The 16,433-nt window shown below is 59.9% G+C and carries 19 protein-coding genes; 14 read left to right on the top strand and 5 right to left on the bottom strand.

Translation table 11 applies throughout. The annotated features are described in order from the left end of the window. Positions 1 to 8: 8 nt before the first annotated feature. The gene (yajC, locus tag BUB54_RS15060) at positions 9 to 353 is read left to right on the top strand and encodes a preprotein translocase subunit YajC (RefSeq protein WP_048877498.1); all 345 of its coding nucleotides are present in this window, start codon (positions 9 to 11) and stop codon (positions 351 to 353) included. A 16-nt stretch (positions 354 to 369) separates the two neighbouring features. Here the strand turns inward: yajC and BUB54_RS15055 are convergent, their stop codons facing one another. Together BUB54_RS15055 and BUB54_RS15050 are read right to left on the bottom strand one after the other, a co-directional pair. Next, positions 370 to 1,335, bottom strand: coding sequence for a bifunctional helix-turn-helix transcriptional regulator/GNAT family N-acetyltransferase (locus BUB54_RS15055; RefSeq protein WP_048877497.1), 966 nt, complete (start codon positions 1,333 to 1,335; stop codon positions 370 to 372). Between the two features lie 88 nt (positions 1,336 to 1,423). Next, on the bottom strand, positions 1,424 to 2,452 hold the full coding sequence (locus BUB54_RS15050) for a polyprenyl synthetase family protein (protein WP_175556526.1): 1,029 nt from the start codon (positions 2,450 to 2,452) through the stop codon (positions 1,424 to 1,426). Between the two features lie 46 nt (positions 2,453 to 2,498). Here BUB54_RS15050 and BUB54_RS15045 point away from each other — a divergent pair, with 46 nt between their 5' ends. Both BUB54_RS15045 and BUB54_RS15040 read left to right on the top strand, forming a co-directional pair. Then, entirely contained in the window at positions 2,499 to 3,227 is a 729-nt protein-coding gene (locus BUB54_RS15045) for a tRNA1(Val) (adenine(37)-N6)-methyltransferase (RefSeq protein ID WP_048877495.1), read from the top strand. After that, on the top strand, positions 3,224 to 3,727 hold the full coding sequence (locus tag BUB54_RS15040; RefSeq protein ID WP_073211897.1) for a hypothetical protein: 504 nt from the start codon (positions 3,224 to 3,226) through the stop codon (positions 3,725 to 3,727). The genes BUB54_RS15045 and BUB54_RS15040 overlap by 4 nt, the downstream gene beginning before the upstream one ends. Positions 3,728 to 3,730: 3 nt before the next feature. On the opposite strand, the gene BUB54_RS15035 is transcribed toward BUB54_RS15040, so the two are convergent. Then, positions 3,731 to 4,912: a CaiB/BaiF CoA transferase family protein gene (locus BUB54_RS15035; protein WP_082075565.1), complete on the bottom strand. Its 1,182-nt coding sequence runs from the start codon at positions 4,910 to 4,912 to the stop codon at positions 3,731 to 3,733. Then, the gene (locus BUB54_RS15030; protein ID WP_048877492.1) at positions 4,912 to 6,093 is read right to left on the bottom strand and encodes an acyl-CoA dehydrogenase; all 1,182 of its coding nucleotides are present in this window, start codon (positions 6,091 to 6,093) and stop codon (positions 4,912 to 4,914) included. Before BUB54_RS15030 ends, BUB54_RS15035 begins: the two co-directional genes overlap by 1 nt. 101 nt (positions 6,094 to 6,194) lie before the next feature. Here BUB54_RS15030 and BUB54_RS15025 point away from each other — a divergent pair, with 101 nt between their 5' ends. From BUB54_RS15025 to BUB54_RS14980, 11 genes are all read left to right on the top strand, one after another. Then, complete coding sequence (locus BUB54_RS15025; RefSeq protein WP_048877491.1) at positions 6,195 to 7,082, top strand: LysR family transcriptional regulator; 888 nt, start codon at positions 6,195 to 6,197, stop codon at positions 7,080 to 7,082. Positions 7,083 to 7,092: 10 nt separating this feature from the next. Beyond that, positions 7,093 to 8,274 (top strand): BaiN/RdsA family NAD(P)/FAD-dependent oxidoreductase, encoded by a 1,182-nt coding sequence (locus BUB54_RS15020; protein WP_048877490.1) that lies wholly within the window; start codon positions 7,093 to 7,095, stop codon positions 8,272 to 8,274. After that, positions 8,264 to 9,112: a class I SAM-dependent methyltransferase gene (locus BUB54_RS20395; RefSeq protein WP_048877489.1), complete on the top strand. Its 849-nt coding sequence runs from the start codon at positions 8,264 to 8,266 to the stop codon at positions 9,110 to 9,112. Before BUB54_RS15020 ends, BUB54_RS20395 begins: the two co-directional genes overlap by 11 nt. Positions 9,113 to 9,195: 83 nt before the next feature. After that, a complete protein-coding gene (locus tag BUB54_RS21225; protein WP_199444649.1) occupies positions 9,196 to 9,426 on the top strand; it encodes a hypothetical protein in 231 nt (76 codons plus the stop codon). Between the two features lie 12 nt (positions 9,427 to 9,438). Then, positions 9,439 to 9,726: a LysE family translocator gene (locus BUB54_RS21220; RefSeq protein ID WP_456303983.1), complete on the top strand. Its 288-nt coding sequence runs from the start codon at positions 9,439 to 9,441 to the stop codon at positions 9,724 to 9,726. An 82-nt stretch (positions 9,727 to 9,808) separates the two neighbouring features. Then, positions 9,809 to 10,360 (top strand): HdeD family acid-resistance protein, encoded by a 552-nt coding sequence (locus BUB54_RS15005; protein WP_048877488.1) that lies wholly within the window; start codon positions 9,809 to 9,811, stop codon positions 10,358 to 10,360. 76 nt (positions 10,361 to 10,436) lie between these two features. Next, positions 10,437 to 12,116 carry an energy-dependent translational throttle protein EttA gene (ettA, locus tag BUB54_RS15000; RefSeq protein WP_048877487.1) on the top strand — a complete coding sequence of 560 codons (1,680 nt, stop codon included), beginning with the start codon at positions 10,437 to 10,439 and terminating at the stop codon, positions 12,114 to 12,116. 82 nt (positions 12,117 to 12,198) lie between these two features. Continuing rightward, positions 12,199 to 12,735, top strand: a complete 537-nt coding sequence (locus BUB54_RS14995) for a GNAT family N-acetyltransferase (RefSeq protein WP_048877486.1) — start codon at positions 12,199 to 12,201, stop codon at positions 12,733 to 12,735. A gap of 53 nt (positions 12,736 to 12,788) precedes the next feature. Next, entirely contained in the window at positions 12,789 to 13,031 is a 243-nt protein-coding gene (locus BUB54_RS14990; RefSeq protein ID WP_048877485.1) for a DUF2076 domain-containing protein, read from the top strand. 37 nt (positions 13,032 to 13,068) lie between these two features. Beyond that, a complete protein-coding gene (locus tag BUB54_RS14985; RefSeq protein ID WP_048877484.1) occupies positions 13,069 to 14,271 on the top strand; it encodes a pyridoxal phosphate-dependent aminotransferase in 1,203 nt (400 codons plus the stop codon). A 64-nt stretch (positions 14,272 to 14,335) separates the two neighbouring features. Further along, entirely contained in the window at positions 14,336 to 14,767 is a 432-nt protein-coding gene (locus BUB54_RS14980) for an organic hydroperoxide resistance protein (protein WP_048877483.1), read from the top strand. A gap of 36 nt (positions 14,768 to 14,803) precedes the next feature. Here BUB54_RS14980 and BUB54_RS14975 read toward each other — a convergent pair whose 3' ends face one another. Beyond that, positions 14,804 to 16,162 carry a transporter gene (locus BUB54_RS14975; RefSeq protein WP_052948284.1) on the bottom strand — a complete coding sequence of 453 codons (1,359 nt, stop codon included), beginning with the start codon at positions 16,160 to 16,162 and terminating at the stop codon, positions 14,804 to 14,806. Positions 16,163 to 16,433 lie beyond the last annotated feature (271 nt).

Below are 16,433 nucleotides of genomic sequence, written 5' to 3'. Positions count from 1 at the left end.
GAGATCCCATGTTCATATCCGCCGCCTACGCGCAAACCGCCGCCGGTGCGGCCTCCGGCTCTGCCGGCATGGCCGCCATCGTTCAGTATGCGCCGCTCGTTCTTATCGTCGTTGTCTTTTACTTCCTGCTCATCCGTCCGCAGCAGAAGCAGCAGAAGCAGCTCAAGGCACGGCTGAGCGCGCTGAAGCGCGGCGACAAGGTGGTGACCGCGGGCGGTATTGTCGGGCTAGTGAAAAAGACCACCGACGATTCGAACGAGATCGATGTCGAGATCGCGCCTAACGTTACGGTCAGCGTCGTACGCTCCACCATCTCCACGGTGCTCACCGCCGCGCCCGCTGACAAGAAATAAACCGGAGCCGGGGGCCTTAGCCCCCGTTCTGAGCCAAGGGGTAGATCATCGCCACGTTGCATCGCGCATAACGCGCCCCAAACTCTGCCATGATCCCGGCATCATGGCAGAAGCCAAGTTTCTCATAGAGATGAATCGCGGCTTCTGATTTTTTGTTCGATAAAAGATAAAGCCGCCGCGCGCCCTTCTGCTCGGCCCGCGCCAGCATCGCCTTCAGCAAAAATTCACCGGCCTTGCGCCCGCGCGCGCTTTCCAGCACGCCCATTTTAGTGAGCTCGTACTGGTCCGGGCCGGTTTTTTGTAGGGCACAGGTACCAACCACCCCCAGCCCCTCGGCTTCCACGAACAAAATATCCCCGCCTTTATCAATAATCCGCTCCTGGGGATTGTCCAACACGTCCAGATCCGTTGGCTCCAGCTGGTACATGGCTTCGATCCATTGCGCATTGATGCTGCGGAACAAAGGCGCCAGAGACGGGGTGAAGTCCCAGATAACCAGCCCCGCCTGCGGGTGGGCGCGCAGCCCCAGCGGTTTTTCCGCTAGGCGCGCCTCAATCGCGTCAATCTGCGCAAGAAAATTCCCCTCTAGCCCGCCTAAAACCTCTTTGACAGCGGCCTCCACGCGCGGCCAGACAAAGCTTTTAGACCGCGCCAACGCGGCGGTTCCGGCCTCGGTCAAGGAGACGGTTTTGTGCCGCTGATCCTTATGCAGCCGGTCGATCACCACCAGCCCCATGTCCGTCAGCTTGGCCACCGTGCGAGTAATGGCGGGTTGGCTGAGTTGCATCGCCTGAGTCAATGCACCGATTGTCTGGGGGCCATAACGGTCCAGCGTAGCCAGCAGTGAATATTGACTGGGCTGAATATCCAGCCCAACCGTGGCGGCCATCTCCACCACCTCGCTCTGCATCCGCTCCGCAAGACGTTTGAGACGGCTGCCCAGAAACAAGACAGGGCGTTCCTTCAAAATATCGCCGCTCATATCCGCTCCTTAATTATATAACAACACATATAATTGGATATATTTATCTCGACAACAGGACGTGGCGTATTTTTCTAAATTTCAGATATTAGTGGCGCCGGGCGGTGGTGTAGCGCGCAACATCCGCCAGGGCGGAACGAACGTCACTTTGCGGGAAGCGGGCGAGTATATTCACCGCACTATCGATAAACTGATCCGCCCGGGCGATAGTGCGCGCCGTAACGTCATATTTTTGGATCAGCTTGAGCGCGGTAGCGAGATCTTCCTCGGTATGTTCACTTTGCTCAATGGTGCGGACCCAGAAGGCGCGCTCCTGCTCATTTGCTTCGGCCAATGCCAAAATCACCGGGTAGGTCAATTTTCCTTCACGGAAATCATCTCCAACCGTCTTGCCAAGCTGCGTTTGATCGGCAGCGTAATCCAACGCGTCATCAACCAATTGGAAGGCCATTCCGAGATCCATGCCAAAGCCCTGCAGCGCGGCGCACTCTTCCGCGCCAACCCCGGCAATCACCCCGCCCACCTCGGCGGCGGCGGCGAACAGGGCGGCAGTTTTGCCCCGGATCACGTCGAAATATTTATCCTCGGTGGTCGAGATATCGTTCTGCGTGGTAAGCTGCAGCACCTCTCCTTCAGCAATCGTTGCCGAGGCGGAGGAAAGAATCCGCAGCACCTCTAGCGAGCCATCCTCCACCATCAACTCGAAGGCCCGGGAAAATAGGAAATCCCCCACCAGCACGGAGGCCTTGTTGCCAAATACCGCATTAGCGGAGGCAAACCCCCGGCGGAGCATCGACTCGTCGACCACATCGTCATGCAGCAGCGTGGCGGTGTGGATAAACTCAACACATGCGGCGAGCTTAACCTGACGCGTGCCCTGATAGCCGCACAGCTTGGCGGTAGCCAAGGTCAGCAGCGGGCGCATACGCTTACCGCCCGCCGCAACAATATGCGCAGCAAGCTGGGGAATAAGCACAACAGGACTATCCATCCGGGCAACAATGGCCTCGTTGGTGGCTTTCAGCTCTGCTTCCAGCAACCCCGTGAGCCGCCCCAAAGCATCTATCGTCGATGGCGTTCCAACGTCCAAAATCTGCGCCCTAACCTGTCCTGGCAAAATACGATAGCACCATATCGGGCGCTATTCTGGAAGGGTCAAGCCGGTGGTGGAGAACGAAACAACTGAAGGGCATTTGCTGGACGGGCAGGTGGCATACCGGCAGTTCCGGCAAGGGCACCGCAGCGGGTTCGAGCCGGTGCTGATGGCCGCCATGGTTCCCGCCCGCGCGAATGATGTTGTGCTGGAGGCTGGAACCGGCGCCGGGGCGGCTTTGCTGTGCCTTGCCGCGCGCGTGCCCGACGTGCGGGGCATAGGGGTGGAGCGGGGCGCGGCACTGGCTCGGCTGGCCACGGAAAATTTCATAGCCAACGGGTTTAGCGGCCTCGCGGCGGTGAACGGGGACGCCACCACCCTGCCCTTCGCGCCTCAGACATTCCAACACGTCATGGCCAATCCGCCCTGGTTTGGAACGCATAACACCGCATCACCGGACCAAGCGCGGGCACTGGCGCACCACGCGCCAGATTCCACATTAGCCGGCTGGGTAGGGGAACTACTGCGCGTGCTGCGCGATAAAGGCAGCATCACCCTCGCATTGCCCGCCTTTGCCTATACGGAAGCCACCGCCTTGCTGCGCCCGTGCTGTGGCGGCATCACCCTGCTGCCGCTCTGGCCGCGCCAAGGGGTAAAGGCCAAGATGATTCTCATTCAGGCCCGCAAAGCCAGCCGCGCACCGAATGTTCTGTTGCCCGGATTGGTGCTGCATGATGAAACCGGTCTCACCCCGCAAGCAGAACGGCTTTTGCGTAACGGGAAAGGGCTGGAAGCATGATCCGTACAATAACGAGATTTATTTTGTCTCTGAGCTTGGCATGCTTGTTGGGCGCCACCGCCGCCAAAGCGGACGAGGCCGCGCAATGCCGAGCGCGAGACGGCACATATCTCACCGGCGTTATTCTCCACGGTCCTTTTTATGTTCATGCACGGGAATACAGGCATGGCGTGGCGCTCTCCCACACCAAGATTTTGCTGCGCGCGGCGGATGGGCAGATTTACGATATCAGGGCAGATAACGTGTTCGCTGCGGGCTATGATGCAGCGCCGGGGCGCGTTCCCGCCCCTTTATCCGGCATGCGCCATGGCGACCTGCTGTCTCTCTGCGGCAAAACCTACCAGACCAGATCAGGCCGGATGGGCATGGATTGGGTGCATATAAATTGCGGTGATACCCCCCGCCATAACGCTCCCAATGGCTGGCTAAAAGAAATCGGCCCGGCAATGACACCGGGCCGGAACCTGGAAAGCTCCGAGGAATATTGCAGCCTTTGGTAAGGCTCAGATCACCTTGTCACGCCGCAAGGTCGCCAGATCATCCGCGGAAAGCGCCAGAACAGACGCCAAAACCTCCGACGTATCCGCTCCTAGCATCGGCGGCGGGCGGTCATCCTGCACCACGGAACGTGAAAACCTCATCGGGTTCGCCACACCTCGCAAGCCCGGCGCGAGGTCTTTAAAAATGCCGCGCGCCCGCACCTGGGGATCGGCATCAATGTCGGCGAACTCATTGATCGGACCACCGGGAATCCCGAAAGCCTCCAGCGTCTCCGTCCAGTCTTTGGTGGTGCGCGCCGCCAGCAGCGTTTCCAGCAACGGCACCAGAACATCGCGGTGCTGCACCCGCGCCGGATTGGTGGCAAAGCGCTCATCCCGCGAAAGCTCAGGCGCGCCCGCCAAGGTTACAAAGCGCGCGAATTGATCGTCGTTGCCGATGGCAAGGATGATATGCCCGTCCTTCGTCGGGAAAACCTGATACGGCACGATAGAGGGATGCGCATTCCCCAGCCGCGGCGGCTGCTCACCGGAGACAAGGTAAGACGAAACCTGATTGGCCATGGCGGCGATCTGCACATCGAACAAGGCCAGATCAATATGCTGCCCCTGGCCAGAACGTTCACGTTCCAACAGCGCGGCCATCACGGCGTTAGAGGCATAGAGGCCGGTGAACACATCCACCACCGCCACGCCGGCCTTCATCGGCTGACCTTCAGGTTCGCCCGTCACGCTCATCAGACCGCCCATGCCTTGCATGAGAAAGTCATATCCTGCCCGCGCCCGGTACGGCCCGGTCTGGCCAAAGCCGGTGATGGAGCAATAGACAAGGCGAGGATTCACCTTCAGTAAATCCTCAGGCCCTAGGCCCAGTTTCGCCAAGCCGCCGAATTTGAAATTCTCCAGCACCACATCGGCTTTTTCTGCCAAACGCTTGACGAGCACCCGCCCCTCCGGCCTGCCCATATCGATGGTGACAGATTTCTTGCCACGGTTCGTAGCGCAGAAATAAGCAGAGAGCCCGTTTTCCTCGACAAAAGGCGGCCCCCAGGAACGGGTGTCATCTCCTTTGCCTGGACGCTCGATCTTGATGACCTCAGCGCCCAGATCCGCGAAGATCTGCGACGCCCAGGGTCCCGCCAGCACACGGCTGAGGTCGAGAATCTTATAGCCGAAAAGCGGCCCCATCAGAACGCGGCGATGCCGGTCTGGGCACGGCCGAGGATGAGGGCATGTACATCATGCGCGCCCTCATAAGTGTTCACCGTTTCCAGATTCACCATGTGGCGGATCACATGATACTCATCGGCAATGCCGTTGCCGCCCAGCATGTCGCGTGCTTGGCGGGCAACATCCAGGGATTTGCCGCAATTATTGCGCTTGAGCAGGGAGATCATTTCCGGCGAAGCCTCGCCCGCATCCATCAGCCTTCCCAGGCGCAGCACCGTATGCAGGCCAAGGGTGATTTCCGTCTGCATATCCGCGAGCTTCTTCTGAATAAGCTGCGTGGCGGCGAGCGGGCGACCGAACATCTTGCGGTTCAGCGTGTAATCCCGCGCCGTGTGCCAGCAGAACTCCGCCGCACCCAACGCCCCCCAGGCAATGCCGTAGCGCGCATTGTTAAGGCAGGAGAACGGACCGCGCAGCCCCTTCACAGCGGGCAGCATCGCATCGTCCGGCACGAACACTTCATCCATCATGATCATGCCGGTGATGGAGGCGCGCAGCGACACCTTGCCCTCGATCTTCGGCGTGGTGAGGCCCTTAGCCCCGCGCTCGATAATGAAGCCGCGAATATCGCCCGCCTCGTCCTTCGCCCAGACTACGCACACATCCGCGATGGGGGAATTGCTGATCCAGGTTTTAGAGCCGGAAATGAGATAGCCGCCATCGACCTTCTTGGCATGGGTGCGCATGGAGGCGGGGTCAGAACCCGCATCTGGCTCGGTGAGGCCAAAGCAGCCCACCCATTCACCGGTGCGGAGTTTCGGCAAATATTTATCCTTCTGCGCGTCAGAGCCAAACGCGTAGATGGGGTACATCACCAGGGAGGATTGCACGGAATAAGCGGAGCGGTAGCCGCTATCCACACGTTCAATCTCGCGGGCGATGAGGCCGTAGGCAACATAGGAGACATCCGCGCAATCATGGGTGGAAAGCGTGGCGCCAAGCAGGCCCAGTTCGCCCAGTTCGTTCATGATCTTACGGTCGAACCGCTCTTCCCGGAAGGCACTCAGCACGCGCGGCTGCAGCTTTTCCTGAGCGTAGGCATGGGCGGTGTCGCGGATGGCACGCTCTTCCTCAGTCAGTTCGGCATCCAGCCGCAGCGCATCCATCCAATCAAAAGAAGACATCTTGCCCTTGGTCATGGTTTTCTCCCTACACTTGGCGTAGCCCATTTGTGCCGCGCTGGCGGGCGCCTGACAATCGCATTAAATAGGCAATTATAATGCTAAAAACGGATTAAATTATGGAGCTGCGGGAACTGCATTGTTTCGAGGTATTGGCCGAGGAATTGCACTTCGCCCGAGCGGCGGAACGGCTGGGGCTGGCGCAGTCCGGCGTGTCGCGTCTCATCGCGGGGCTGGAGACGGATCTGGGCGGCAAGCTGTTCAACCGGGGCAAGCGCAGCCAAGTGAGCCTAACCACAACGGGGGCGTTGTTTCTACCCGAGGCGCGGGCGATTCTGCGCCAGGCGGAACGCGGAGAGAGCCTCGGTAAACGCGCCGCGCGTGGTGAGGTGGGGCGGCTGGAAATCGGCTTCGTGGCCTCTGCCGCATGGGATGGCACGGCCTCCGCCCTGGTGCGACGTTATCATGAAACCGCGCCGGAGGTGGAAATTCATCTGCGCGAGATGGAAACGCCCCGGCAGTTGGAAGAAATCGCCGCTGGGCGTCTGGATCTTGGCTTTCTGCGGGCGCGGGCGGATTATCCGGTGGAAGTGCGGGTCACCCCCCTCAAACGCGACGCCCTGCTGCTGGCCTTACCCGCCCACAGCCATCTGGCGCGCTCCCCTGCCCTCACACCGGATATGCTGAAGGGGCAGAAATTCATCCTGCCGCATTTTGGCGAGGAGGCCGGGTTTCTCGCTCGGCTCCAGACCTTGGGGCAAGCGGGCGGATTTGTGCCGGAATTTTTAACGCCGGTGCGCGATTTCATCACCGTGCTCACCGCCGTCGGCGCGGGGTTGGGGCTGGGGTTGATCCCGGAACCGGCGAAGAGCCTGGGCCTGCCCGGCGTGGTACTGCGGCAGATTGACGGCATCACACTGGACTCATCACTGATGCTGGCCAGCCGCCGGGCCGAGACCTCACCCGTCGTGCGGCAGTTCCTGGCGCTGGCCAGGGCGAAGGGCTAGAGAGCCTGCTATGCGAGAGATTTACGATGCGCTGGTGATTGGCGGCGGCGCGGCCGGGCTTTTCTGTGCGGGCAGTCTGGCACAGGCGGGGCAGCACGTGGCGGTGCTGGAACATGGGCCGGAAGTGGGCCAGAAGATTCTCATTTCTGGCGGTGGACGCTGCAACTTCACTAATCTGGAGGTCAGTGCCAAAAATTTCCTTAGCCAGAATCCACATTTCTGTAAATCCGCGCTGGCGGGCTTTACGCCTTTCGACTTTCTGGCCCTGGTGGGCGAAGCTGGGATCGCTTGGCATGAAAAAACACTAGGGCAATTATTCTGCGACGGCTCGGCGCGGCAAATTGTCGACTTGCTGCTGGCCCGCATGGGGCCCACGCCGCCCCGCTGCGGGGTGAATATCCAAGCGGTGGCACATGACGGCAACTTCCGGTTGGAGACGGACAAAGGCACCTTCCGCGCCCAAAACCTCGTGGTGGCGACAGGCGGATTATCCATTCCCAAAATCGGCGCGACGGATTTTGCATACAGACTGGCCCGGCAATTCGGGCATCAGGTGATCCCACCGCGCCCGGCCCTGGTGCCGTTGACGTTCGAGGCCGAATGGATCAGCGCGTTGGCGGGTGTCTCCGCACCGGTTACGGCCCAGGCCGGCAAAGCCCGCTTCGCGGAGAGCCTGCTGTTCACCCATCGCGGGCTTTCCGGCCCAGCCGTGCTGCAAATCTCCTCTCATCTGGCGCCGGGAGAAGGGTTCAACGTGGATTTCCGCCCCGGCACACGGCTGGAGGACGCCCTGCTCGCCGCCAAACGCGCCCGGCCCAAAGCGGGGCTGAAATCCGTGCTGGCGGAGCATCTCCCCGCGCGCCTCGCCGCGCATTTCGCCGAGGCACATTCCGGCAATCTGGCGGACCTGCCAGATAAAAGCCTGCGCGCGCTGGGCGCCCAACTGAACCGTTTTGCCTTCCACCCCACCGGCACGGAAGGTTTCGCAAAGGCCGAGGTCACGGCAGGCGGCGTGGATACGGCGGGACTCAATTCCCGAAATTGCGGTAGTAAAACCGTCCCGGGTCTCTATTTCATTGGTGAAGCCGTGGATGTAACGGGCTGGCTTGGCGGCTATAATTTCCAATGGGCCTGGGCCAGCGCCCATGCCGCCGCCGAAGGAATAAAAGGAGCGCAACAAGATGGCGAATGAAAAGCAGAAAACCTATTGGAGCAAGGTTGGCGGCCCGAAATGGGTCGGCCTCGGCGGCGCCATGGAAGCGCGGTTGGCCCCGGTGAGTGATCTGCTGATCCAACACGCCGCCTTGCAGCCCGGCGAAACCGTTTTGGATATTGGCTGCGGCGCGGGGCTCACCAGCCTGGCCGCCGCCCAGGCCGTGGGGCCCAATGGGCACGTTCTGGGCGTGGACATCTCCGACACCATGCTGGAGGCCGCACGTGCTTTAGGGACGCAGGCGAACACCGCCAACCTCACCTTAACCCTGGGTGACGCGCAAACGGACGAATTTTCTCCCCCCGCCAACGTGTTGATCTCACGTTTCGGCGTGATGTTCTTTGAGGACCCCATCGCCGCTTTTGCCAATTTGCGCCGTAGTACCGCCCCGGGGGCTCGAATGGTGCTGACCGCCTGGGCGCCGCTTTCCGCCAACGAGCATTGGCGCAAGCCGCTGGAGCTGGTAGAAACGCTCGTTGGCCCCGGCGCTCCGCGCATACCGCACGCCCCCGGCCCCTTGGCATTTGACGAGCCGGATTATGTAAGCACCCTCCTGCGGGAAGCCGGATGGCAAAACGGCACCGTACGGGCCGTTGAGGTGAATCTGCATGGCGTTTCGCTGGATGAGGAAGCCCGCGTGGCCTGTTTCATGGGCCCTTCCGGCGCACTGCTGGAAGAAAAACAAGCCAGCCCGGAACAGCGCGAGGCCGCCCGCCAAGCCATACGCGCCGCACTGCCGAGCTATACCACAACCACGCCGGATGGCGGAGTACATTTGCCCGCCACCCTTCACCTCATCACTGCCACCGCGTCTTAAGAGAGAGTGTGCGACATGAGCCTGTCTGAAATGATGATCTTCTGCGCCGCCCTGGCCGTGATGGCCGGAGCACCGGGCCGAACGTGGCGGCTCTCGTCGCGCGTATTCTCACCAACGGCTTCCGCGATGTGTTCCCATTTCTGGCGGCGATGTGGATTGCCGAGGCTATCTGGCTCACCGTGACTTTTCTGGGCCTCTCCGCACTTGGCACGCAGCTTCGCCACTTTCTTTATTATCCTCAAATATGCGGGCTCGGCCTATCTTCTGTTTCTGGCTTGGCGCATGTGGCACGCCCCCGTCGCGGTGCAGGATGAAACTGCGCCCCCCTGTACCTGTTTGACGGCGGGCTGATGGTGACGCTGGGCAACCCGAAAATCATGGTCTTTTATGTCGCGCTTCTGCCCAGGATTATCGACCTCAACCGCGTCACGCTCAGCGGCTGGAGCATTCTGGTCGGCGCCTTGTTCATGATTCTGGCGGGGGCGGATATGGGCTGGAATTTTATTGCCGTGCGCGTCTGGCGGCTACTCAAAAACCGCAAGGCCATGCGGCTCGCCAACCGCTCCAGCGCGGGGATGATGGAGGGGGCGGCCGTGGCTATAGCCGCGAAATAAAGGCCCGCCGCCATAAGGGCTTGCCAGCGCAATATTCCGCCTCCAAACATAAGCAGGCGGATTATCCGAAAGGAGCCTAAAGATGAACCCACCCCCCTTACCCGGCAATTTCCACGACAGGCTGCGCGCCATCTCGCCCAGGCTGTTCTGGCTGGGACTGCTGCTAACGGTGCTGGGCATCGCCGCTATCGCCTTTCCGGAATTCAGCACGCTGGCCGCCACCCTGCTCACGGGCTGGATTCTGCTCATCGCCGGGGTGCTGATCTTCATAAGCTCGTTCTGGATTCATGGCACGGCGCCGTTTTTCGCGGCCAATCTATTCGGGCTACTTTCCGGCGCGGCGGGGGTGTTCCTGCTGTTCAACCCCATGACCGGAGCCGTCACGCTGACTTTGATCCTGGGCATCATGTTCATGTTTCAGGGCGCATCAGAACTGGTATTCGCACTGGAAACCCGCCCGGCCAAAGGCTGGATCAGCATCCTGATCTCCGGCCTTGCCTCCATTCTGCTGGCCATTATCATTGTCTCCGGCTGGCCGGGCATTTCCGCCATTGCGCTCGGGCTGCTGCTGGGCATCAACTTCCTGACTACCGGCATCGCCTATATCGCGATCTCACACGCCATGAAGCGCTAAACCCACCGGCCCGGCAGGTTGAAGCCGCCCCGGCCTGCAACTATACCCTGGGCAAACGAGTTTAGCAGGATTGCCGATGGCCGCTTATCAATATGTGTATGTGATGAAAGACCTCACCAAAGCCTATCCAGGCGGGCGCGAGGTCTTCAAGGGCATCACCCTCTCCTTCCTCCCTGGCGTGAAGATTGGTGTGCTGGGTGTAAACGGCGCCGGTAAATCCACGCTGCTCAAAATTATGGCGGGTATCGAGAAGGAATATGGCGGCGAGGCCTGGGCTGCCGACGGCGTGAAAGTTGGCTATCTGGCCCAGGAACCGCAGTTGGACCCCACCAAGAATGTCGGTGAGAACGTAGCCGAAGCGTTCCAGGAAGTCCGCGCCGCGCTGAAGCGCTTTAACGAGATCTCCGAAGCCTTCATGGAGCCGATGGAGGACGATAAGATGAACGATCTGCTGGCTGAGCAAGCGCAGCTGCAAGAGCTTATCGACGCCAAGGATGGCTGGGACCTCGACCGGCAGATCGAAATCGCATTGGACGCGCTGCGCTGCCCACCGGCGGAGGCCGATGTCGGCCCACTCTCCGGCGGTGAACGCCGCCGCGTGGCTTTGTGCCGTCTGCTGCTGGAAAAGCCCGATATTCTGCTGCTCGACGAACCGACCAACCATCTTGACGCCGAGTCTGTGGCCTGGCTGGAGCGCACGCTGGAAAATTACGCAGGCACCGTCATCCTGATCACCCATGATCGCTACTTCCTGGACAACGTCACCAACTGGATCCTGGAAATCGAGCGCGGGCGCGGCTACCCATATGAGGGCAATTACTCCTCCTGGCTGGAGCAGAAGCAGAAGCGCCTAGCCCAGGAAGAGAAGGAAGAATCCGCCCGCCAGCGCGCCTTGGCCGAGGAACGGGAATGGATCAACGCCTCCGCCAAAGCCCGCCAGACCAAGAGCCGTGCGCGTATCCAGCGCTATGAGGAAATGCTGCAGAAGAGCCAGGAACTGGCAGGCGGAGTCGCGGAAATCGTCATTCCGCCCGGGCCGCGCCTGGGCGGCACCGTTATCGAGGCAGAAAATCTCTGCAAGGGCTTCGGCGACCGCGAGCTGATCGAAAACCTGAACTTCAAACTGCCGCCGGGCGGGATTGTGGGGGTGATCGGCCCCAACGGGGCGGGTAAATCCACCTTGTTCAAAATGATCACTGGCGCCGAGAAGCCGGACTCCGGCTCCTTGAAGATCGGCGAGACCGTGAAGCTCGGCTATGTGGACCAGAGCCGAGACAGCTTGGATGACAATAAGAATGTCTGGGAGGAAATTTCCGGCGGCACAGATGTCATCTATCTCGGCAAGCGCTCCATCGCCTCGCGCGCTTATGTGGGTGCGTTTAACTTCAAGGGCTCAGACCAGCAGAAGAAGGTCGGCATCCTCTCCGGCGGTGAGCGCAACCGCGTGCATCTGGCCAAGATGCTGAAATCCGAAGCCAACGTCATCCTGCTCGACGAACCGACGAACGATCTGGACGTCGATACCCTCCGCGCCCTAGAAGACGCTCTGATGGAATTTGCGGGCTGCGCCGTGGTCATCTCCCATGACCGCTGGTTTCTCGACCGTCTGGCCACGCATATCCTGGCCTTTGAGGGTGACAGCCATGTGGAATGGTTCGAAGGCAACTTCCAGGCATACGAGGAAGACAAGCGCCGCCGCCTGGGCCAGGAGGCCACCGAGCCGCACCGCATCAAATATCGGCCGCTGACGCGGTAACACTGGGCAGCTTGCTGGCATTGGAGCCCGCCAAAGGGGAAGACAACTCCCCTTTGGCCCCTTCACAAGGTCATGAACCGACATGAGCGTGACCTGGGCCTGGGTGGTTGAAACGGCGCGTCTGCGGATGACGCCGGTTGGCTATTGGGACCTGCCGGACCTCATCCAGCTGAAAAGTGACCCGCGCGCCTTCGCGTTAATGTTGGGGGGCGTGCGTTCGCCCGTGCAGACTGCCGAGGAACTCGCGCAAGACATTCAAGGCTGGGGCAAAAATGGCTATGGCATGTGGGCCGTGCGGGCCAAGCGCGGCAAGTTCCTGGGCATCACCGCTTTAATGAACAGAGCCGACGGGCTGGGCGTAGCACTGCGCTTTGCCTTCTACCCCGAAGCCCGCGGCTTTGGGCTCGCCCGCGAGGCCGCATCTGCCGCGCTGATCTACGCGCACGACACCGCGCATTTACCCGAAGTGATCGCCGTGGCGCGAGAAGACAATTACGGATCGCGGGAAGTTCTCAGTTCCATCGGCATGTCACGCGTTCGTGAATTCAACCGAAACGGGAATTTAATGATTGTTTATCAATCCATTAAACTAAGTTCCCCCAGGGTGAATTCGGCGTAATTCTCGTATTCCCCTCTTGCTCAGTACACATCTTTTGTCGATTAAGTTCTGTCGTGACATTGCAAGAGCACAAAACGATTCTCGCCTTTCTGGACCATGCACTTGGTGGCCCACAGGAACCGTTGGACGTAGAAGCCGATGCTATCATCCGCGCCTACTTCAAGCGTAACCCTGACGCCGCTTACCGCGTGACGAAGCTGGCGATGGCCCTCGCGCAGACCCCTCTGGTGGAGGACGAGCCTAACGCCCCCAAGCGGCGCCGCTGGTTCCCCATGCTGAAGCCCCGCGAAGCCTGAGCTTGCCGACTAAGCGGGTGGCGCATAAACCGCCCTCATGACAGAATTCGCCACACGCATTCGCCGCACAGAGCTGGCCGCAACCTTTGCCATGGCCGCGCGCGCCCGCGCGTTGCGCGCCGAGGGCAAGGATGTGATCTCCCTCTCCCTTGGCGAACCCGACTTCCCCACCCCAACGCATGTGGTTGATGCCGCCTATGCGGCCGCCCAGCGCGGCGAAACCAAATACCCTCCGCTCGGCGGCATTGAGCCCCTGCGTGCGGCCGTGGCTGCAAAATTCACCCGCGAGCATGGGGTCCCTGTCTCTCCGCAAGAGGTGCTGATCACCAATGGCGGCAAGCAGGGCATTTTTAATATGGTAATGTCCCTCATCGGCACGGGGGACGAGGTTATTATCCCGGCCCCGGCCTGGGCTGGCTATGAACAAACCGTAAAATTCGCGGGCGGCGTGCCGGTCTTTGTGCCCTGCCCGCAGGAGCAGGGCTTTGTGTTGCAGCCAGAGGCCCTGGCGAAGGCCATTACCGGGCGTACCAAACTGCTGCTGCTCAACTACCCCAGCAACCCCTCCGGTGCCACCATCTCCCGGGACGCGTTGGCCGCGTTGGCCGATGTGCTGCGGCAATATCCACATGTCTGGGTGCTGAGCGACGATATCTACGAGCATCTGCTCTTTGGCGGCGCCCAGCACCATACGCTGCTGGGCGTCGCGCCAGATTTGCAGGACCGGGTAATAACGCTTTCGGGCGTTTCCAAGACCTACGCCATGACCGGCTGGCGCATTGGCTGGTGCATCGCCCCGGCAGAGATGATCAAGGCCGCCACGGTGGTGCAAGCCACGGCCACGTCGGGCGTGTCCTCTATCGGGCAGGCGGCGTCCCTGGCGGCCCTCACCGGCCCGCAGGACTTCCTGGCCGAACGCGTGGCCGCCTATGAGCAGCGGCGCAATACGGTTGTGGCGGCGCTGAACCAAGTGCCCGGCGTCGCCTGCCACAAGCCGGACGGCGCCTTCTACGTCTTTCCCAACATCGCCGGATGCCTAGACAAAACCACGCCGCACGGCCGCCTGATCAGATCAGACAACGATTTCGCCATGGCGCTGCTGGAGGACGGGTTGGTCGGCGTGGTCCAGGGCTCTGCCTTCGCGCTCAGCCCGCATATCCGCATATCCACCGCCACCGCCCTGCCCCGGCTTCAGGAAGCCTGCCAGCGCATCGCCGCTTTCTGTCAAACTCTCACCTGATCCGGCCTTGCGCGCGGGCCGCATGAGCCCACATGCTGGGTATCCGCAAAAAGGGAGACCCAGGATGAGCGTGAAAGAAGTTCTTTACACCGCCCACGGCCACGCCACCGGCGGCCGCGCCGGTAGGGGGGCGTCCAGCGACAACAAGGTAGATGTGACCTTGAGCGTGCCCAAGAGCATGGGTGGCGATGACGGGCCAGGCACTAACCCGGAACAGCTTTTCTCCGTTGGCTATTCCGCCTGCTTTTTGGGCGCACTGAAGTTCGCGGCGGGCAAGGAAGGTGTAAAGCTGCCCGACGACTCGAAGGTCTCCGCCGAAATCGGCATCGGCCCGCGGGAGGATGGCGGCGGCTTTGGTATTACCGCCGCTTTGACCATTACTGCCCCCGGCGTGGAGAAAGCCGTGCTGGAGGACCTAGTTCAAAAAGCTCACATCGTTTGCCCTTATTCCAACGCTATCTACAAAAGCGTGGATGTAAAACTCAGCGTCGCTTGAACGCTCTGGCGCCGTGGAGGTGGCTTCACGGCGCCCTCAGAACAGGTTCATGCGGATCGGCACTTCAACCAATATCTTCGCTGCCGGCGCATACGGCCCCACGCCGATCCCCACCCCGATATTCAGGCTGGTCCGCTTTGAGATGTTATAACCCAGCCCAAAATTGAATGTCCCAAAATCATAGGACGAACCTGCTAGCTGGCTTCCATTCGCAGAAGCGGGGAAAACATGCTCCTCCTGATAACTCAGCGTCATTGACGCTTTATCATTCAGTGCGAAACCGAGACCAAATGTCGCGGCCAGCGCCTGCCCCGGAGAAAGATCAACCCGCGAGCCCGGCCCGCCAGTCGTGTTGGGCACGGTAAACGTGTTGCTGAAATTTTTTATATATTGAAGGTTGCCGAACAACACGCCGGGTGCCGTGGCGTAAAACACCGTCAAACTCGGCTCCAGCGCATAGAACCCTGTGCCGGTGGGGAGTTTTTTCGGAATGCCATACAAAAGCTGGTCGCTTGTATTCTGGGCGTTATAAATCGGCACCTCATACGGGTTCTGCCCTGTCGCCGTCTTAAACGTCAGGTTGCCGACAAAAATCGGCCAGCCATTATCACCAGAATTAAACTGATAAGATGCGCCAAACTGAATGTCCCCAATATCAGCCGCATTGGCGCTGGCTGTTAACGGCAGCGCCGACGCTCCGGCCTGTTGTGCAGTCGTGCTCCCCCACCCAAGTACAAACGGAACCTTGAGATTGATTTCCATCCGGTTCGTCACGCCATAACGCAAGGTAAGAGCAGGCATGATGTAACGCTGATCAACACGGGAAATAAAAATATTCCCAAAAGTAATACCTGGAATAATTGTAAACCCGTTAAGGTTGAGCTGATTTTGCGTCCAGTAATCATATTCCACAGACGGATCAATAACCAACTGGCCTTTCGGCGTTAGAACGCCACCCGTATTGGACAGAACAGTTGACGATTGCAGAATGATCTTGGTCTGGTCCTCCTGGTTCTGCGTCTTGGCCTGCTTCTGCTCCGCACCGGCGGTGGCCGTGGGCGCGGGTGCATCTTCTGGGGTGGACGTTGAAACCGGTCCTTCCTGAACCACTTGTTGCGCAGCAGGGGCGGGCGTTCCCATACCGCGCATCTTTGCCATCTCTGAATTCAGAAGCTGCTGTTGCTTTTGCAGTTGCAGCACCTGGCGCGCCAAATCCTCTTCCTGCTCTTGTAATTTCGCTTGCTGCGCCGCGATAGATTTTTGCAAGGCCGTTAGATCACTCATCGACGTTTGCGCCTTTGCCTGCTGCCCGGCAGCCAGACAAAGAAATAGCGGCAAAGGCAAAACCGCTGAACGTTCAAGAAATGCTTTACTCGAATGCCATGCTTTTTCCACCAGACTGCTCCGTATCATTGTGTTTTTAAATTACGGATACACAACAAGACAAATTCGCACTTTGCGTTGAAGCAATTTTGTTTTCTACTTAAGGCTGCCTAAATTCCGTCTAACGCAACTTCTTTCTAACGCAAATACTCATAACAATCCAGTACCAAAGAAAAATCAAAACTCTGATATTTTGAATATGTTACAATTTTTCGTAACAGGTTTCCGTAAACGGTTTACAGTTTACAGAGATTCCTAGCCCTTCACGAAGCAGCCAAAAATT

Source organism: Acidocella aminolytica 101 = DSM 11237, from assembly GCF_900129125.1.
Lineage (GTDB): Bacteria > Pseudomonadota > Alphaproteobacteria > Acetobacterales > Acetobacteraceae > Acidocella > Acidocella aminolytica.
This window is presented reverse-complemented; position numbering and strand designations above follow the sequence as displayed.